This is a genomic window from Streptomyces sp. NPDC013157, from assembly GCF_042899865.1.
Classification (GTDB): domain Bacteria; phylum Actinomycetota; class Actinomycetes; order Streptomycetales; family Streptomycetaceae; genus Streptomyces.
In genome coordinates, this window is sequence record NZ_JBIBAK010000015.1 from 60889 (window position 1) to 79038 (window position 18150).

The window sequence follows — 18150 nt, forward strand, 5'->3', positions numbered from 1 at the left end:
GCACCTCTCCCGCGCACATCCCGCGCGCACTTCTCGCGCGCACGACTCACTTCCCGTCACTTCCCGGAGGCTTCTGTCATGCACAGCCGTATCGGTCTCTTCCTGTCCCCCGTCCACGAGACCGGCCAGGACCCGCACCTGGCGATCCGCCGCAACCTGGACCTCGTCGAGTACGTCGACGACCTCAACTTCGACGAGGCGTGGTTCGGTGAGCACCACACCCTGGGCTGGGGGCTGGTCGGGGCGCCCGAGACGCTGATAGCCGCCGCCTCGCAGCGCACCACCCAGATCAAGCTGGCCCACGGTGTCGTACCGCTCTCCGGCCACCACCCCTTCCACGTGGCGAGCCGCGCCGTCCACCTCGACCACCTCACGCGCGGCCGTTACATCCTGGGCGTCGGCCCGGGCGTGCCCTTCGACGCGAAGATGTTCGGCCTGGAGCAGCCGGTGCAGCGCCGCCGCCTGGAGGAGGCCCTGCCGACGGTCCTGGAACTCGTCAACGGCGACGAGCGGATCACCCAGCAGACCGACTGGTTCGACCTGCGCGACGCCAAGCTCCAGCTGCCCCGGTTCAGTCCGCAGGGCATCGAGGTCGCCGTCGCCACCTCCGGGACCTCGCAGTCCAGCCCGCGCCTGATCGGCCGGTACGGGCTGAGCATGACGTCGTTCGCGCTCCCCTTCGCGCTGCTCACGCCGGGCGCGCCCGCCCACATCAACCTCGCCCACCAGTGGAAGTACGCGGAGGAGGCCGCCGCCGAGCACGGGCAGACCCTGGACCGCGACAAGTGGCGCATCGCGCTGCCGGTGCACGTGGCCGAGACCCGCGAGGAGGCGTACGCGGACGTCCGTGAGGGGTACGACCGCTGGCTGTTCGAGTACTTCGGCAAGGCGGCCGGGCGTGACGTCCTCAGCCCCGACGTGCCGCGCGAGAAGGCACTGGAGGCCCGGGTCGAGGCGGGCGGCGCGCTCGTCGGCTCGGTGGACGACGTGGTCGCCGGCATCGAGCGGCTGCACGAGATCACCGGCGGCTTCGGCACGCTGCTCGTCTACGTCGCCGACTGGACGTCCTGGGAGAAGACCAACCGCAGCATGCAGCTGCTGGCCCGGCACGTCGCGCCGCGCATCACCGGTTCGGCGGTGCGCCCGCAGGAGGCGGTGGACTTCGCGATCGCCAGCCGCGGGAAGTAGCCGGGCCGACGGGCCCGACGAGGCAGGCGCGCCCCTCACGTCACTCACGTCGCGTCCGGCCGGGCCGTCTCGCCGGCCCGGCCGGGCATCCACCCGATCGGAAAGAACTCATGCTGGAGCAACGCTCGTTCCGCGACATACTCGGCCGGTTCACCACGGGGGTGGTACTGGTCACCGCAGACACGACCGAGGGCCCCAAGGGCATGGCCGTGAACTCCTTCACCTCCGTCTCGCTGACCCCGCCGCTGGTCGCCCTGTGCGCCGCGGACACCTCCTCCACCTGGCCGGCCATCCGCGACACCGGTTCCTTCGCGGTGACGATCCTCGGCGACCGGCACGCGGAACTGTGCCGCCTGTTCAGCACGAAGGGCGCCGACCGCTTCGCCGCCGGCGACTGGTCGACGACCCGTGCCGGGCACCCCATCCCGGCCGACGGCCTCGCCTGGCTGGACTGCCGTATCACCGCGGTCCATCCGGCGGGCGACCACGAACTGGTCATCGCCGAGGCTCTGGAGGGGTCCCTGAGCGAACAGGCGGACCCCCTGGTGTTCCACGCCGGCCGCTTCACGGCCCTGGCAGTGGCCTGAGCCGGACGAACACCGACGCGATTCGGGTCGATTCGCCTCGGTTCTCCGACGCGGGGTACGTGTCCGGCCGCCCGGCCGGGTCCGGGCCTCGGCCCGCGGCCCGCGGCCCGGTCCGGCTCCTGGCGCGGCGACCCGGCGACCGGCCCGGGGCCCGGCTCAGGTCCTGGTCTCCGTCCGGGTTCCGGTTCCGGCTGGGACGGCCCGGTTCGGTTCCGCCGCGGCCCCGTGGTCCGGCGGCCGGTGCCGGCCTCCGAGCCGGCTCGGAGCCCGGCTTCGTGCCCGGCCCCGCGGCCCGGTGTGGTTCCGGTCCCGGGCCGGCGGTCCAGGGATCTGGCGGTGTCCGGCGATCCGGGTCGGTGCGGGACCCGGCCGACGGCCGCCCGTCACCGCCCGACTCCTCCCGTCCACCGGGCCGAGGCCACCGGAGTCCTCGGCCCGACCCGGCCCGGTCCGGTCCGCCCGGCAGGGCATCCGCACCGCTTCCGGTCCGTGCCCCCGCGTCGACGCCCACGAGAAAGGCAACCTGCGTGTCCTTCACCGATCCCACACTTACCGTGCCTCTGCCGCCGGATGCCCTGGACGAGGCCGACCTTCACTTCGTGCGGACCGCCCCACGCCATCTCGTCGACCGCAGCGCGGTGGCCGAGGTGCTGATCACGGACTGGCGGCGGCTGGGCCCCGACGCCTTCCGGCTGGGCGCGCAGTGGCCGCGCGGGCACCACTTCTACGTGCCCATCGCCGGTGCCTGGTACGACCCCCTGCTCGCCGCGGAGTCGCTGCGGCAGGCGTCCGTCCTGGTCGGGCAGACGTACTACGGAGTCCCGGCGGACCACGGCTTCACCATCGCAGAACTGGAGTTCGAGGTGGTGCCGGGTGTCATCCTGCTCGGCACCCGCCCCGCCGAGGTGCGCCTCGACGTCGCGGTCATGGACCTGCGGCATCACCACGGCACCCCGAGCGCGCTCACCCTGGAGGCCGACCTGCTGCGCGGCGGCGACTTCGCTGGCGCCGGGCGGCTGACCCTGCACACGAAGGCGCCCCGCGACCCCGCCGCAGGGGAGGGCGGCGGGTACCCGCCCCTGCCCGACCCCGTTCCGCCGGCGATCGTGGGGCGGCTCGACGAACGCGACGTCGTCCTCGGCGTCCCCGGCTCCGCCGGTGCCCGCCGGGGGCTGGCCTGGGACCTGCGGATCGACCCCGGTCACCCGGTCCTCTTCGACCATCCCACCGACGAAATCCCCGGGATGGTCCTCCTGGAGGCGGCCCGCCAGGCCGTCCAGGCGGCCTGCGCCCCGTACCGTGTCCTCCCGGTGGAACTGCGCAGCGCCTTCCACTTCCCCCTGTCCCTGTCCGCTCCCTGCCGTATCTCCGCGACCCGGCTGCCCGCCCAGGACGCGAGCGAGGACGCCGCCGTCCGGGTCACCGCCTGGCAGTCCGGCCGCCTGGCCTTCGACAGCCTGGTGGTGGCGAGCCTGTGCGACTGAGCACGGGCCCGGGCGCTACCGGCGGCGGGGCGCGGCCGGGTGGGTGACCGCCTTCGCCGTCGGCGGCCACCGGTCCGGTACCGCTCACGGCCCGTCGGGTCTCCTGAAGAGGCGCCCGACGGGTCTTTGCCGTCGTGCGCCCGCTCGGTGTCCGCGACGTCGGCCCGGCGCTGAACTCGCGACGGCCCCGTGTTACGTTGCGCCCCATCGATCGTGAGGGTTGTGTGGGGGGCCTTTCATGAAATCCGTGCGGTTCTTGCCGTCCGTCGCCGTCTCCGTCGCCGGGACGCTGGTCCTCGGGGCGACCGCCGTGACCGTCGTCGGTCCCGGTGCGGGGGACTCGTACGCAGCGTCGGACGTGGCGCTGCCGATCGCGCACTTCGCGCACCTGGTCGTGGACGCCCCGCACGGGCACCTGTACATCAGCGGCGGCGCCGGTACCGACGGCATCCTCGTCACCGATCTCGACGGCGGCGACCCGACGACGATCAGCGGTGAGCCGGGGGCGACCGGGCTCGCCCTGTCCGCCGACGGATCCGTGCTGTACGCGGCTCTCCCGGGCGAGGACGCCATCGCGGCGATCAGTACGGCGGACCTGACCGAGTCGGCCCGCTACGGCACGGGCGCCGGTACCCGCCCGGACTCGCTGGCCGTCGCCGGGGGCACTCTCTGGTTCGGGTACGGCGCCGCGGGTGCCGGCGGCATCGGTTCCGTCGACGTGGCCGGGGCGGTGCACCTCGGGCGGGATCCGGGAGGTTGGGCGGCGGCGCCGACGCTGGCGACGACCCCGGTGCCCTCCGGCGCCCTCGCGGCCGCCGTGCAGACGGGCGACACCTCCGCCGTCGTCACGTACGCGGCCGAGGGCGGCGCGCTGACCCGCCGGGCGGCGAAGTCGCTGCCCGTGCCCGACCTGAGCGACCTCGCGGTCACGGCGGACGGGCAGCATCTGGCGATCCCGTCGTTCCACGGCGGCGTCGCCAACCGGTACCGCACCTCGGACCTGGCGGTGGACGGGCAGTTCGCCACCGCGGTGTACGGCAGGGCCGTCGCCGTGGCCCCGGACGGGACCATGGCCGGTGGCGACCGCGCACTCACCACGTTCCCGGAAACCGGCGAGGGCCGGTACACCGAGTACTACTACGCCCGCGAGCTGAACTCCGCCGCGCACGGTGTCGCCTGGGCGCCGGACGAGAGCCGGGTCTACGGCGTGGCCGTCGACGGCTCCGGGGGAACGCCGACGCTCCACATCTCCCGCGACCCGGAAACCGCGCCGGTCATGCTCTACGGAGGCCCGACCACCCCGCTCGCCCCCGGCGAGACCTACTCGTTCGCGGTGTCGCCCGATTCGCCCCTCGCCCTCGGCGCCGGCGAGTCCGTGCTCCCCGGCACCGTCCGCGTCACGCGCTACGACGACGCCGATCCGGACGGAGTGCCCGTCCCGGACCCGACGGCCACCCCGGCCCGCCCCCCGGTCGACTTCTTCGGTACCTACCAGGTCTCCGGCACCGCTCCCCGCACCGGCACCCTGGGCTTCCGGGTCGACTACTCCGGCGGCGGCCACTACGGCCCGGCCACCCGGACCTTCGACGTCCCCGTCGCCAAGTACGCGCCCACCATGACGCTGACCGGGCCGGACACCGCGGGCCGGGCCGCGCCGCTGACCGTCACCGGGCGGCTCGGCTGGCCGCACGCACACGTGGACACCGGTGCCGTGCACGTCGTCAGGACCGACCCGGCCCACCCCTCGGGCTACTCGCTGGGCACCGTGCCCGTCGCCGCCGACGGCACCTTCGCCCTCCACGACACCCCGCAGACCGGCGGCACGAACACCTACTCCTTCAGCTACGACGGCGGCTCCTCCTACCTCCCGGTCACCGCGGCGCGCACGGTCCAGGTGTCCCGGGCCACCCCGGCCCTGACCGTGGCGACCGACGCGAAGTCGTACCGCTCCGGCGCGACCGTCAAGGTCACCGCGCACCTGGGGACCACGTACAACTCCCGCAGCCTGACGCTGTACGCCCAGCCCGCGGGGAAGCCGCGGACGGTCCTCAAGAGCGGCGGGGCCGACGCGCACGGGAACCTCGTCGCGTCCTACAAGATCACCCGCAACACCGTCTTCACCGCGGCCTTCGCGGGCGACTACCGCTACGCACCGCGCACGGTGACCACCGGCGCGACCCTCACCCCGACGGTCCGGACGAAGCTGCAGAACGCGCTCGGGACCACCCGCATCGGATCCACCGCCTACCAGGTCTTCTACAAGTCCGAAGTCACCATGGGCTTCGAGCTCCAGGTCACCCCCCGGCAGTCCGGAGGCTGCGCGTCGGTGTACGTCGAGCACTACTCCTCGGGCGCCTGGCACCAGGCCGCCTCGCAGAAGTGCGTGGGCCTGTACTCCGACGGCTGGTACGGCTACAGCCGCGCGCTGAAGCTCTTCACGAGCAACGACCGGTACCGCGTCCACGGTCTCTACGCGCCGCCGGCCGGGGGCGCGCAGACCGGCGGTGCGCAGAGCGGGTGGACCTACTTCACCGTCCGGCCGGGCACCGTGAAGTAGCCCCGCCGACGCGGCTCGTCCGGTGTCGCTTGACAAAACGGGACGCTGTTCCGGATAGTAATCGGGACAGCGTTCCGTTTCGCCTGCCTGTGACCGGACGCAGAAGGGAACCGCTCATCATGAGTGCATCCACCGACATCGCCACCGACACCACCGCCGGCTTCGGCGCGCCCGCTCCCGTCCTGTCGTACAGCCCGGTGACCCTGTCCGTGCCCGGACGGCCCGTGGACCTCCAGGTCCGTGTCTCCGTGCCCGCGACCGGGGCCGGCCTGCCCGTCGTCCTGCTCTCCCACGGGCACGGCGGCTCCAACAACCTCTCCTCGCTGAACGGGTACGCCCCCCTCGCCAACCTCTGGGCGGCCGCCGGATTCGCCGTCGTCCAGCCCACCCACCTCAGCTCCCGGACCCTGGCCCGGCAACTCGCCGACGCCCCCGGAGCCCCGTTCTTCTGGCGCTCGCGCGCCGAGGACATGAGCCGCATCCTCGACCGGCTCGACGAGATCGAGAAGACCGTGCCGCAGCTCGCCGGGCGCCTCGACCACGACCGGATCGCGGTCGCCGGACACTCCCTCGGCGGCCACACCGCGAGCCTCCTGCTGGGTGCCCGGACCACCGACCCCGACACCGGGGCGGAAGCGGACCTGCGCGAGCCCCGGATCAAGGCGGGCGTGCTGCTGGCCGCACCCGGCAGGGGCGGCGACGTCCTCAACGGGTGGATGGCCGAGAAGGTGCCGTTCTTCCGCGCCACCGACTTCTCCACGATGACCGCGCCCACCCTGGTCGTCGCCGGTGACAAGGACGGGTCCCCGCACTTCACCGACATCGGCCCCGGCTGGCATGCCGACCCCTACCACCTCGCCCCCGCCCCCAAGACCCTGCTCACCCTCTTCGGCGCCGAGCACCTGCTCGGCGGCATATCGGGATACGACGCCGACGAAACCACCGACGAGAACCCCGAGCGCGTCGCCGCCCTCGCCCACCTCACCTCGGCGTACCTGCGCACCCAGCTCCAGTCCGACCCCTACGCCTGGCAGGCGGCGTGCGAGACGTGGACGACCGGAACCGCTCCGGCCGGAGGGGTCGAGTGCAAGTAGGCCGTGCGGGGGAGCGGCGGGTTTGTTTGACGGCTTGTCAAATTCCTTGACTGAAAAGGTCATTGTCGGTCGCATCAGGGCAACGGAAGAACGTACGCGCTCCATTTCCGCGGTGTAGCTTCTACCCGTCAGTAGAGGCTTGAGCAACGGGGGACGACGCGTGGTTGCCTCTCCGCATACCGAGAAGTTCGCCGCCCGTCTTCGGATGCTGAAGGACCGCAGCGGCCGGGGATACGACCGCCTCGGCAAGGAGGCGGGCGTCAGCGGTTCCAGCCTGCATCGGTACTGCTCCGGCCTCAGCGTCCCGGTGGACTACCGCGTGGTGCACGCCTTTGCCAAGGTGTGCGGCGCCGGCCCGGAGGAACTCCGCGAACTCCACAGGCTGTGGGCCCTGGCGGACACCGACCGGGACGCGCCGGCCGCCGCGGCCGAGGCGAGCGAGCCGGAGAGCGTGCAGGCGGGCGCCGTACCCGGCGACCTTCCCCCGCCGGAGACCGAGGTCACCGCGTCGGAGGCCGAGGTCACCGCGTCGGAGACCGGGCGGCCGCGGCGGTTCCGGGTGCCCGAGAAGCTGTCCCCGCGTGTCGCGGTGCTGGCCGCCGTGGTCGCGGTGGTGCTGGTGGCCGGCTTCGTGTGGCTGCCCGGCAGCACTCCTGACGGTGCCGCGCCGGCGTCCGGTGACAGGCTGCTGGACTCCCCGGCATGCAAGACCGTGAGCATGGGGCAGCACGACGCCTGTGTGCGCGAGGTCCAGACCCTGCTCACGCGGGCGAAGGGCAAGCTCGCCGTCGACGGCGACTTCGGGCCGGAGACCCTGCGCAGAGTGACTGCGTTCCAGGTCCTGGCCGGGCTGCCGGCCACCAACGTGGTCGACGACGCCACCAAGAAGGCTCTCTACGCGCACCAGGTGAGCATGACCACCTGGCCGCCGGCCAGGGTGGCGAAGCGGATCCGCGAGGTGTTCGTCGAGGATCCCGGCACCGCCGTGGCCGTCGCCCGCTGCGCGTCGTTCCTCGACCCGCTGTACGTACTGCCGAACACCAACGGCAGCCGCAACTGGGGCGTCTTCCAGATCTCCGACGCCCGGCTGCAGGACCTCGACGGCACCCCGCTGCGGGCGTTCGACCCGGACTGGAACATCAGGGCCGCCCACCGGCTGTGGAGCGTCCGGCACGACTTCCACGACTGGCCCTCCTGCGAGGCGGCGCTGAAGAGCACACCCGACAGCACACCCAAGAGCACACCGACGGGCTGAAGCCCGGAGCTCCGGGTACCGAAGCGGCGGTACCCGGAGCTCCGCTCCTCCGGAAGCGGCGTCAGACCGTGCCGTCCTCCCACCACCAGTCACGGCCGAGGTCGGCCCTGCTGTCGACGTGCTGGTGGTCGACGGTGTACGTCTCCAGCCCGGAGAACCCGCAGGTCTCCGCCTTCTGGTAGACGGTCTTGGTGGCCACCCCGGGCACGTCGAGGTCGGCCGCCGTGCCGTACAGGTGCATGCTGTCGCTGGCCCCGCCGATCTCGGCGTTGTGCGCGATGCTGCGGAAGCCGGAGTTGACCGTGATCGGCTTGTCGCCGAGCTTCTTGCGCAGCGCCTCCAGCTTGTACATGCAGCGCCGGACGTTCTCCTTCACCTGGGAGGCGCTCAGCTTGCCGCCGTTGAAAGTGCCGTCCGACTGGTTCACGAACTCGCTCCAGTTGAAGTGGAGCGTGGAGCCGTCCGACTGCTCCAGGGAGTTGAGCTTCGCCTGGGTGTTGGGGCCGACCTCGGCGTCGACGCTGAGACCGTACGCCGCCTGGAACCGGCGTACGGCCGCCGCGGTACCGGAGCCGAAGTCCCCGTCGATGCTCACCCGGCTGTGGCCGGCGCTGTCCGCCGCCCAGCCCGCTATCCGGATCTGCAGTTCGGTCACGTCGGCGCCGGTGGCGCCCTGGGTCAGGGTGCGTGACCAGGAATAGGCCTGAGCGGTGCCCGAGAACAGCAGCTGGCCGAAGGCGATGCCGGCGCCGGCGGCCAGTGTGCCGCGCAGCATGGTGCGGCGGTCCAGGGGACGGGAGGAGGAGGTCATGGTCGTCCTTTCGAATGCGAAGAGGTCAGTAGGCGATCTGGAACGTCACGTTCTGGGCGTCGATGTCGTAGGCGTGCACGCGCAGGACGAAGTGGGTGCCGTCCTTGACGTCGGTGGCGACGGTTCCCCACTCGGTACCGTGCGTGGTGTAGGCGTCACCGTTGTTGCACTTGCTGGTGTGGTCGACGAACACCACGCAAGCGTCCAGGTACACGCCGGGCTCGTCCGTGATGAGGCGCAGGTTGATGTCGTTGCACCGCGAGGACGTGGTGTAGGTGCCGTACTCCCTGGCGGCCGCTTGGTAGTGGTACGTCAGGGTCTTCGCGCCGCCGTAGCAGCTGGTGGCGGCGGCCGAGGCGGCCGACGTCTGTGCCGAGGCGGGCACGGCGCCCACGCCCAGCAGGGCGGCCGCGGTGCACAGGGCCGAGGCGAGCGTTCTGTTGCGGATCATGGTGGTCTCCGTACGGCCGGCGGGTCAGAAGGCGATCTGCATGACGGCGTCGTCGCCCTCCAGGGGCACGCCGTTGGGCACCGTGAACTTGGTGCCGTCCAGCACGTCGGTGGCGATGGTCGTCCAGCTCCGGCCGACCTTGGTCCAGCGGTTGCAGGTACCGGTCTTCGCGAACTTCACGCAGGCGTTCACGTAGTCCGCGGTGCCGCCGGTGACGCGCATGTTGATGTCGTTGCAGCGGCTGGTGGTCCAGTAGGGCCCGAAGTCGACGACGTCCCCGTAGCGCACCGTGACCGCCCCGCCGTAGCAGGTCGTCGCGGCCGGGGCCACCGACGCCGCGGTGGTGAGGCCGGTGGTGAGGCCCGTGGTGAGGCCGGTGGTGCGGTTGGCCAGCCGGTCCAGGTCGGCCTGGGTGCCGTTGAACACGTCCGCGGTCGCCGGGGCCTTGATGCCCGGGAACAGCGCGGCGTCGGTGTACTGCCACAACCCCCAGGTCGTCGAGCCGTTCGGCAGCGGCGGCTGGGTGATCGACTGGCGGTAGTCCGCGAGTTGCATCGGATACCGGGCGAAGGCGGTCGTCGACCCCAGGCAGTCGTCCAGGAAGGACTTCTGGGTGTAGATGATCGGAGTACGTCCGAAGGCCGCCTCCACCTTGTCGAGCCAGGCCTTGGCGTCCGCCACCGTGCCGTAGGTGGGACAGCGTCCGGTGCCGTCGTCCATGCGCTCCAGGTCGAACACCGGCGGCAGGTCGCCCGCGCGCTGCCCGGTGTAGCCGGTCGCCCGCACCGCGGCGATGAACCGGTCGGCCTGCGCGCCGCCCGTGTCGGGCGCGCTGCCCGTGTAGAAGTGGTAGGGCGCGACGGCGAGTCCCGCGGCCCTGGCCGCCGGCAGGTCGGTGGCGAGGTACTCGTCGGTGACGTTCAGGCCGCGGGTGGCCTTGACCGTCGCGAACTCGACGCCCGAGGCCCGTACGGCCTTCCAGTCGATCGGCGCACCGCCCGGGTGCTGGTACTTGGCCGTGTCCAGACCGTCGACCGGGTAGCCGGCCGGGCGCGGCGGTGTGCAGTACGCATGACGGCTCGACCAGTCCACCAGCTTCGCCCAGGTGTTGGGGCCCACGACGCCGTCGGCGCTGAGGCCCGCACAGTGCTGGAGCTCGACGACCCGGCCCTCGGTGCCGCCCCCGAAGTCGCCGTCGATCGTCAGCGGCGGGTAGTGGAAGGGCTCCATGGCCAGGTTCAGCCGGCACTGCAGTTCCTTGACCTCGACGCCGTTCGCGCCCTCGCGCAGGGTCGGGCGCGTGTCGGTGTGACCGCACACGGTCGCCTGCGCCGTGGCCGACGTGCCCTGGGTCGCGCAGGTGCGCGGCTGTGCGGCCCAGGTGTTCAGTGCGGCCCAGGTCTGCGGCCCGAGCACACCGTCCACGCTCAGCCCGGCACACGCCTGGAACTCCTTGACCCGCGTCTCCGTCGCCGGACCGAACGAACCGTCCGCCGCGATCGGCGTGTACCGGCTCGGCTTCGTCGCGAGATCGAGTTCGCACTGCGCCTCGACCGTCGGGTCCCCCGTCGATCCCCGCTGCAGCGTGGGCTGTTCGCTCGTGTGCCCGCAGACCGCGACCGCGGTGGCGGTGGTGGTCGCCGCGGACTGCGCCGCGTGCACCGCCGTGGGTCCGTACAGGGGCAGGACCGCTGCCACGGCGAGGGTCAGACCCCGCAGTAGCGTCCTCCGTCCCATCTGTGTTCCCCCTCTGTGAGTGGCCGGGAGCTCCCGGCGGGGGACATGCTGGCAGCGCCCGTCCCGAACTCCGGCCCCCTCGCCCCGGATCGGGACGCCGGGACGGTCGCGCGCCGGTGACCTGCGGGGACGGAGTGCCGCTGGGACGGGCATGGGACACGGCGGGATGTGACGGGCTGCGGAGGGAGTGGGTACATCGCGCAACTGCGTGGACGACGGGCGGAGACGACCCGGGCCGGGGGATGAGTGGGGCGCGGCTCAGGCGGTCGGACGGCGGTACCGGTTCCGCAGGGCGGTGCGGACCGGGCCCGGGCGGAGGGTGGTCTTCGCCAGGTGGAAGAGAGCGTCGTTGAGCTGCTCCGCTTCCTGGTCGTCCCGCCGCACGATCCCGATCACGCTCGTCAACGACCAGAACATGTCGGTGACGCGCCACGCCTGCCGTTGCGCGGTGGCGACCGCCAACAGGATGACGCTCGCCCGGCCGCGCGTGTCGTTCTCCGGCAGACCGGACAGCACCCAGTGGTACGCGGCCATGGTCCGCTCGGCCCGTGGCGCGTCCCGGGCGGGCAGGCCCAGGTCGCCCAGTGCCCTCCGCTCGCACCAGGTGTCGTCCAGTTCGCGGTAGCGGCCGATCGCCGCGGCGGAGGCTTCCAGGGCCCGCGCCCGCCGGCGCCCGCTGCGCAGCGTCGTCGCGAGGCGTTCCAGTGCCTCGGCCTCCTTGTGCAGGTCACCACAGGCCTGGAACAGCGCGATCTCCCGTTCGTGCACCTCGGCGGCCTCGGTGAACCGGCCGGCCGCGCACAGGGCGCTGCCGAGGTCGCGGAGCACGCCGGTCAACTGGGTCTCCTCGTCGCGCTCCTCGTGGATGGCCGCCGCCCTGCGGTGGGCCGTGACGGCCTCGTCGTACCGGCCGAGCCGCTGGAGCCTGTCGGCCAGGGCTCTCAGGGCCAGGGCCTCCAGCGGGCGGTCGCAGACCTTGTGGCAGATGGCGACGACCTTCTCGTAGTTGTCCACCGCCTCCTCCGGGTCCATGTCGCTCACCCTCCACAGGTGCTGCATGGCGATGGCCTGGTGGTGTTCGTCGCCGCGCTCCTGGTAGACCGCGAGGGCGCGGCGGTAGCAGGCGACGGCGTCGTCCGACCTCTTCAACGCGAGCAACGTGTCCCCGAGCCCCAGGAGGTTGAGGCCCTCGGCATGCCAGTCACCGGTCTCGGTGAAGTGCCGTACGGCCTCGGTGAGCAGGCCGGCGGCCTCCTCGTGCTCCTGGCGGTCGCGCAGCGTGTCGGCAAGGCCCACGAGCGCCCGGCCGATCAGGTCCCGGTCGCCGAGTTCCTCGCAGAGGGCCAGGCTCTCGGTATGGGCCTTGACGGCCTCCTCGAACCGCTCGGCGCGGCGGAGCGAGGTGCCGAGCACCCGCAGCGCCGTGATCTGGCGCTTCCGGTCGGCGCGGGCCCGTGCGATGTCCAGGCTCCTGGTGGCGGCCTCCACCGCCTCGGGCAGCCGTCCGCAGTCGCCGAGGGCCTGGCTGAGGTGCTCCAGGGCGGTTGCCTCACAGCAGGTGTGACCGATCGTGCGTGCGCTGTCGACGGCGTGCTGCGCGGCCGTCACCGCCTCGCCGGCGTACCTGCGCCGTTCCAGCAGGAACAGACGTATGTGCTCCTCCAGGTCCAGCACCGCATGCGGGTGTCCGGTGGCCGCGGCCCGGGTGACGAGGGCCACCAGGTTCGCCCGTTCCGCCTCCAGCCACTGCACGGCGTGCGCGCGGTCCGGGAAGTCACCCGGCAGGGGCCCGTCGTCGTGGGTGTGCCGATGCGCGTCGGCCGCGCGCGCGAGCTTCCCGCAGTGCGTCAGCAGCCGGGTGAAGGCGGCGTCCCGCCACTTGGCGCTGTCCTTCTCGACCAGCGCGGCCGCGTAGACACGGAGCAGGTCGTGCATCCGCCAGCGTCCCGAGAGCACCGGCTGCTCCGCCAGCAGCCCGGCGCGGGCGAGCGCGGCCAGGGAGTCCCGGGTCCGGCCCCGGGACCGTCCCGCGAGTGCCGCCGCGGCGTCCGTGCCGATGTCCGGACCGGGGCTGAGGGCGAGTTGCCGGAACAGTTGGCGGTGGGGCGGTGGCAGCCGCTGGTACGAGAGGTGGAACGCCGCCTGGACCGCCGTCGTGTGCCCGCCGTCCTCGAAGCTCAGCACGTCGAGGCGGGTCCGGGCGTCGGCCAGGTCGGCGGCGAGGGCGGCGATGGACCGGCCCGCGTCGGTGGTGAGCAGGCAGGCGGCGATCCGCAGGGCGAGCGGATGGTGGCCGCAGTGTCCGGCGAGCTCGGCCAGCGCGTCGGCCTCCCGCCGCGGACGCGGATCGTCGGGCCGGGCGTGCCGCAGTGCCTCGGCGATCAGGTCGGCGGCGCCCTGCGGCGTCAGTTCGTCCAGGCCGATCAGCCGCGGCTGGAAGCCGGGGCTGGTGAGCAGGTGACGGGAGGTCACCAGCAGCCGGTGCGCGGAGCGGGCGGGGACGAGCCGCTCGATCTGTGCGGCGTCGGCCGCGTCGTCGGCGATGAGCAGGACCGCCCTGTCCTCGTCGGCGAGCCGGTTCAGCGCGGCCTGGCAGAGACCCGTCTGCTCGTCCGGTGTCCTCGCGTCCTCCACGCACAGCGCCCGTGCCAGCGCGCCGACCGCCTCGTCCGCGCCGACCGGCCCGGCCGGGTCGTAGCCCCGCAGGTGCAGGAAGACCGCGCCGCCCGGGAACCAGCCCCGGGCCACGGCCCGGTGGGCGACATGGAGGGCCAGGGCGGTCTTGCCGATGCCGGGGAGCCCGGACAGCAACGAGACGACGGCGTCGGGCCGGCCGCGGGACACGGGGGCGAGCAGCGCCAGTACGGCCTCGGCCTCCTTCTCCCGGCCGGCCAGCCGCGTCGGCTCCGCCGGGAGGTGCAGCACCGGTGACCGGTGCTCGGCGCCGGACGCGCAGACCTGGTTTCCGCTGCCGCTGATCTGGATGACATGACCGTGCCCGGAGGCCGCGGCGGCCTGTGCCTGCGCGGCCCTGCGCCTACCGGTCACCACGCCCGGGACCTGCCGTGCCGTCGTCCCCGCCGACCTGGGTGACCCGGGACCTGCCCGCCGCCCTGACGCGCTGGGCCAGCCTTCCGGGGCGTTCCGCGGGGACGCCGGGCCCGGGGTGCCGGTGCCCCGCGACCTGCGTGACCCGGGCGTCGTCCGACGCCGTGGCTTCCTGCCGCACGGCCCCGGCTTCCTCGGCCCCCGCCCCCGCCCACCACCCGGCCGCCGCCCCGACCAGCGTGGCCACCGTAGTCGCGAACGCCGTCGCCACCACCCACCGGTCGGCCTCCTCGCGGGGCAGAAACCCGAACGACGCGGCTCGCGCCGCCCACAGACAGCCCACGAACGACCCGGCCCCCGCGCACACCGCAACAACCCAACGCCCTGCGCGTTGCATACGTCCCCCCTTGCCTCGACGCGTGCTGCCAGAGGTACAGCGGGGAACGCCCCATCGGGGGCAGAACATGGAAAGCGAGGACAGAGGCGTCTTCTTGGGGTATATCGCTCGGTGGGTGTGGGTGTGGGTGTGGGTGTGGGTGTGGGTGTGGGTGTGGGTGGTGTTGGCGGGGTGGGTGCAGGTGGTCTTGGCGCGTGCGGGTGCGGGTGCGGACGGTGGGTGGGTGGCGGTGAGAGGTGGGGGATGGTGGGTGGTGGCGGGATGGTGGGTGGCGGTGAGAGGTGGGGGATGGCGGGTGGTGGCGGGATGGTGGTGGGACGGTGGGTGGCGGTGAGAGGTGGGGGATGGTGGGTGGTGGGGTCGGTGGCGGTGGTGGGTGATGGCCGCCGGGGTCGTCTGCGGCGGCGTCGTGGCCGGGCGCGCAGTTCCCCGCGCCCCTGTGGGGCACGGCACGGCAGCGCCCGGAAGGGGCGCGGGGAACTGCGCGACCAGCCCCCACGGACCCGCGGACGACCGCGGCGGCCACGGCGGTGCGAGGTGGCGGTGAGGCCCGCGCGGACCCAACGGCCCTTGCCGCCGCAGCGGTTCGCAGGCGTGATCTCCCTCCCCCTCGGGTAGCAACGTCCTGCTTCGCAGCCGTGTGCGGGGACGTGTGGAGGGGGATCACAGGGTGTCGGACGACGGCCCGCCGGACGGCTGGGAGGCGCACGAGCGTCGACTGTGGGAGGCGTACCGGCGGGGCGAGTGGTGCGAGGACGTGCCGGTGGTGCGGGCCGAGGCCCTGCGGTGGCTGCTGGTCGCCGCGCCGCGCCCCGTGCCCGGGCGGCTGGCCCGGCTCCGGCTCCGCGGTGCCCGGATCACCGGCACCCTGGATCTGGCAGAGGCGGCCGTCCGGGGCGCAATCCGTCTCGACTCCTGCCGCTTCGACGACGTGCCCTGCTTCGACGGCGGGCAGTTCGGTGTGCTGCAGCTGAAGGACTGCGCCCTGCCGGGGCTGAGCGCGGCCGGGGCGCGGGTGGGCCAGGAGTGCGAGTTCGTGGGCTGCGCCTTCGACGGCACCCTGAACCTCCGCTCCCTGACCGTCGGTACGCATCTGCTGCTCGACCGCTCGACGGTGCACGCGCCCGACGGCACCGCGGCCGTCGACGCGCAGTCGCTCGCCGTCGAGGAACACTTCTCGGCGACCGGCCTGGTGTGCACCGGCCCCGTCCGGCTCATGAGCTCCCGGGTGCAGGACACCCTCGGCTTCCGCGGTGCCCGGCTCCAGGGCGACCGGGCCTGCCTCCAGGCTCCCGAACTGACCGTGGGCGGCGGCCTCTACCTCGACCGGGGGTTCTCCAGCGACGGGGGGATCAACCTCTACGGCGCCTCGGTGGGCGGTTCGCTGCACCTGGAGGACGCCACCCTCACCGGCCCGGACGCGCAGGGCGCAGAACCCGCCCTGCAGCTGCTCTGCGCATCGGTCGGCGGCGACATACAGGCCGGCTCGGGGCTCGCCGTGCGGGGGAGCGTCGACATGCGCGACACCTCGGTGCGGGGCAGCGTCGTGCTACGGCGGGCCCGGCTGCACCATCCGGCCGGCACCGCGCTCAGGGCCCACCGGCTGCACGTCGGCGGCGACCTCGACTGCCGGGACGGCTTCGTCTCGCAGGGCACCGTGGACCTCTGCGACGCCCGGGTCGGCGGCTCGGCCCTCTTCGAGGGCGCCGAGCTGACCGGCCGCGCCGGGGCCGCCGCCCTGCGAGCCAACGGCATAGAGGTGGGGGCGGAGTTCAACTGCTGCGACGGGCTGACCGCACACGGCCGGATCTCCCTCAGCAGCATCACCGTACGGGCCAGGCTCTGTTTCGAGAACGCCCTGCTGGACGTCCCGGCGGGGGAGCGCGCCCTGATCTGCCGGCGGTCCGCGGCCGCCGAGCTGACCCTGAAGCCCCGCGAGACACCGCACGGCATCGTCGACCTCAGCCACACCCGGGTCGGCGTGCTCCGCGACGACCCGGCCGGCTGGCCCCGCTCGCTGGTCCTGGAGGGCCTCGCCTACGACAGCACCAAGCCGGCACTGCCCGGGCGCCGTCGGCTGACCTGGCTCGACCGCGACCCGGCCGGCTTCGCACCGCAGCCCTACGAGCAACTGGCCGCCAACTACCGGCGCCACGGCCGGGACGCCGACGCCCGCCTCGTCCTGCTCGCCAAACAGCGCCGCAGGCGGGCCACCCTGGCCTGGCCCGCCCGGATCTGGAGCCTCCTGCAGGATCTCACCGTCGGCTACGGCTACCGGCCGCTGCGCGCGGTGCTGCTGCTCGCCGTCTTCTTCACCGTCGGCACCGTGCTGTTCGCGACCTGGCCGCCGCTGCCCTACGGCGACGGCACACCCCCGGACTTCCAGTCGGCCGTGTACACCCTCGACCTGCTGCTTCCGGTGGTCGACTTCGGGCAGGAGCGGTCGTACAGCTCCCACGGCGCCATGCAGTGGGTGGTGGTCGTCCTGGTCAGCGTGGGCTGGGTCCTCGCGTCCACGGTCGTGGCGGGGGCCAACCGCGTCCTGCGCAGATCCTGATCCCCGAAAGAGCGGTGGCACCCGGCCGCCCGCTGTGAACACAGTGGGAACAACGGGGCAACCATGGCGGTCCCTCACATGTCCAGCAGACGTGACACAGCATCAGGACTCGCCGTACGGAGGCGGCGAGCCGTCGATCCCGAAGGGGGATCCCATGCGCATCCGCCCGGCCGTCGCCGCCGTATCCCTTGCCACCGGCCTCTCCGCCCTGACCGCGTCGGTGCTCCCGGCAGCCGCCCAGGCGGCGGACCGGGCCGCGCCCAGTGACACGGTGTTCTCGCACGTCGTCGTCAACGGCGGCAAGGACATCGTCCTCGGCCTCACCACCAAGAAGACCGTCACCATCACCTGGACGGCCACGGACCCGGACGGTGTCGCCGCCTCCTGGGCCTACCTGTGGCACGGCCCGAACACCGACGACGAGGACGGCATGCTGCCGCAGTACCCGCCGACGGGCACGTGCACGGTGTCGGCCACCGACCCCACCACCTCCACCTGCGCGGTGAGCATCGCCGTGGACGCCGCGCGGGACCTCGACCACAACGGTCTCGCCGGTACCTGGAAGGTGCTCGCCGGGGCCAAGGACCGCACCGACGACTGGACGGAGATCGACGAGGCCGGCACGGCCCGGGTCAAGCGGCTGGCCAAGGTGACGGTGAACGCCTCGCCCGAGCCGGTGAAGAAGGGCAGAACCGTCACCGTCACCGGCAAACTGAGCCGGGCGAACTGGGAGAGCGGCAGCTACACCGGCTACCAGGGGCAGTCCGTCAAGCTGCAGTTCCGCAAGAAGGGCAGCAGCACCTACACCACCCTGAAGACCGTCACCAGCGGCAGCGCCGGAGCCCTGCGGACCACCACCAAGGCCAAGACCGACGGGTACTTCCGGTTCGTCTTCGCCGGTACCGCCACCACCGGTCCGGCCACGGCGGCCGGCGACTTTGTCGACGTCAGGTGAGAACGGCGGCAGGGGAGAACGGCTGCCCC

13 protein-coding genes are annotated in these 18150 nt (G+C 73.0%); 8 read left to right on the forward strand and 5 right to left on the reverse strand.

Features of this window, described 5'->3' with window-relative positions; translation table 11 throughout:
• Positions 1–78 precede the first annotated feature (78 nt).
• From ACFY6U_RS36120 to ACFY6U_RS36145, 6 genes are all read left to right on the forward strand, one after another.
• On the forward strand, positions 79–1188 hold the full coding sequence (locus ACFY6U_RS36120) for an LLM class flavin-dependent oxidoreductase (RefSeq protein ID WP_390045116.1): 1110 nt from the start codon (positions 79–81) through the stop codon (positions 1186–1188).
• Positions 1189–1298: 110 nt separating this feature from the next.
• Entirely contained in the window at positions 1299–1775 is a 477-nt protein-coding gene (locus ACFY6U_RS36125) for a flavin reductase family protein (protein WP_390045118.1), read from the forward strand.
• A gap of 554 nt (positions 1776–2329) precedes the next feature.
• Positions 2330–3259, forward strand: a complete 930-nt coding sequence (locus ACFY6U_RS36130) for a ScbA/BarX family gamma-butyrolactone biosynthesis protein (RefSeq protein ID WP_351499429.1) — start codon at positions 2330–2332, stop codon at positions 3257–3259.
• Between the two features lie 247 nt (positions 3260–3506).
• Complete coding sequence (locus tag ACFY6U_RS36135; protein WP_390045120.1) at positions 3507–5816, forward strand: hypothetical protein; 2310 nt, start codon at positions 3507–3509, stop codon at positions 5814–5816.
• Positions 5817–5935: 119 nt separating this feature from the next.
• Positions 5936–6910: an alpha/beta hydrolase family protein gene (locus ACFY6U_RS36140; protein WP_390045122.1), complete on the forward strand. Its 975-nt coding sequence runs from the start codon at positions 5936–5938 to the stop codon at positions 6908–6910.
• 160 nt (positions 6911–7070) lie between these two features.
• Positions 7071–8165, forward strand: coding sequence for a helix-turn-helix domain-containing protein (locus tag ACFY6U_RS36145; RefSeq protein WP_390045124.1), 1095 nt, complete (start codon positions 7071–7073; stop codon positions 8163–8165).
• A 61-nt stretch (positions 8166–8226) separates the two neighbouring features.
• Here ACFY6U_RS36145 and ACFY6U_RS36150 read toward each other — a convergent pair whose 3' ends face one another.
• The 5 genes from ACFY6U_RS36150 to ACFY6U_RS36170 all read right to left on the reverse strand — a co-directional run bounded on the left by ACFY6U_RS36150 (position 8227) and on the right by ACFY6U_RS36170 (position 14609).
• The gene (locus ACFY6U_RS36150) at positions 8227–8976 is read right to left on the reverse strand and encodes a D-Ala-D-Ala carboxypeptidase family metallohydrolase (protein ID WP_390045126.1); all 750 of its coding nucleotides are present in this window, start codon (positions 8974–8976) and stop codon (positions 8227–8229) included.
• A 25-nt stretch (positions 8977–9001) separates the two neighbouring features.
• A complete protein-coding gene (locus tag ACFY6U_RS36155; RefSeq protein ID WP_390045128.1) occupies positions 9002–9427 on the reverse strand; it encodes a hypothetical protein in 426 nt (141 codons plus the stop codon).
• Between the two features lie 24 nt (positions 9428–9451).
• Positions 9452–11164, reverse strand: coding sequence for a GH25 family lysozyme (locus ACFY6U_RS36160; protein ID WP_390045130.1), 1713 nt, complete (start codon positions 11162–11164; stop codon positions 9452–9454).
• A 258-nt stretch (positions 11165–11422) separates the two neighbouring features.
• Positions 11423–14215, reverse strand: coding sequence for a tetratricopeptide repeat protein (locus ACFY6U_RS36165; RefSeq protein WP_390045132.1), 2793 nt, complete (start codon positions 14213–14215; stop codon positions 11423–11425).
• Positions 14202–14609, reverse strand: a complete 408-nt coding sequence (locus ACFY6U_RS36170; RefSeq protein WP_390045134.1) for a hypothetical protein — start codon at positions 14607–14609, stop codon at positions 14202–14204. The genes ACFY6U_RS36165 and ACFY6U_RS36170 overlap by 14 nt, the downstream gene beginning before the upstream one ends.
• Positions 14610–15279: 670 nt before the next feature.
• On the opposite strand from ACFY6U_RS36170, the gene ACFY6U_RS36175 reads away from it, so the two are divergent.
• Together ACFY6U_RS36175 and ACFY6U_RS36180 are read left to right on the forward strand one after the other, a co-directional pair.
• Positions 15280–17166 carry a hypothetical protein gene (locus ACFY6U_RS36175; protein WP_390045136.1) on the forward strand — a complete coding sequence of 629 codons (1887 nt, stop codon included), beginning with the start codon at positions 15280–15282 and terminating at the stop codon, positions 17164–17166.
• 154 nt (positions 17167–17320) lie between these two features.
• Positions 17321–18121, forward strand: coding sequence for a hypothetical protein (locus ACFY6U_RS36180; RefSeq protein ID WP_390045138.1), 801 nt, complete (start codon positions 17321–17323; stop codon positions 18119–18121).
• The last annotated feature ends 29 nt before the right edge of the window (positions 18122–18150 follow it).

Bases quoted from the DNA above. Each gene is read 5' to 3' on its own strand.
- ACFY6U_RS36125 (WP_390045118.1), top strand. From the start codon at position 1,299: ATGCTGGAGCAACGCTCGTTCCGCGACATACTCGGCCGGTTCACCACG.
- ACFY6U_RS36150 (WP_390045126.1), bottom strand. From the start codon at position 8,976: ATGACCTCCTCCTCCCGTCCCCTGGACCGCCGCACCATGCTGCGCGGC.
- ACFY6U_RS36170 (WP_390045134.1), bottom strand. From the start codon at position 14,609: ATGCAACGCGCAGGGCGTTGGGTTGTTGCGGTGTGCGCGGGGGCCGGG.
- ACFY6U_RS36160 (WP_390045130.1), bottom strand. From the start codon at position 11,164: ATGGGACGGAGGACGCTACTGCGGGGTCTGACCCTCGCCGTGGCAGCG.
- ACFY6U_RS36180 (WP_390045138.1), top strand. From the start codon at position 17,321: ATGCGCATCCGCCCGGCCGTCGCCGCCGTATCCCTTGCCACCGGCCTC.
- ACFY6U_RS36120 (WP_390045116.1), top strand. From the start codon at position 79: ATGCACAGCCGTATCGGTCTCTTCCTGTCCCCCGTCCACGAGACCGGC.
- ACFY6U_RS36155 (WP_390045128.1), bottom strand. From the start codon at position 9,427: ATGATCCGCAACAGAACGCTCGCCTCGGCCCTGTGCACCGCGGCCGCC.
- ACFY6U_RS36140 (WP_390045122.1), top strand. From the start codon at position 5,936: ATGAGTGCATCCACCGACATCGCCACCGACACCACCGCCGGCTTCGGC.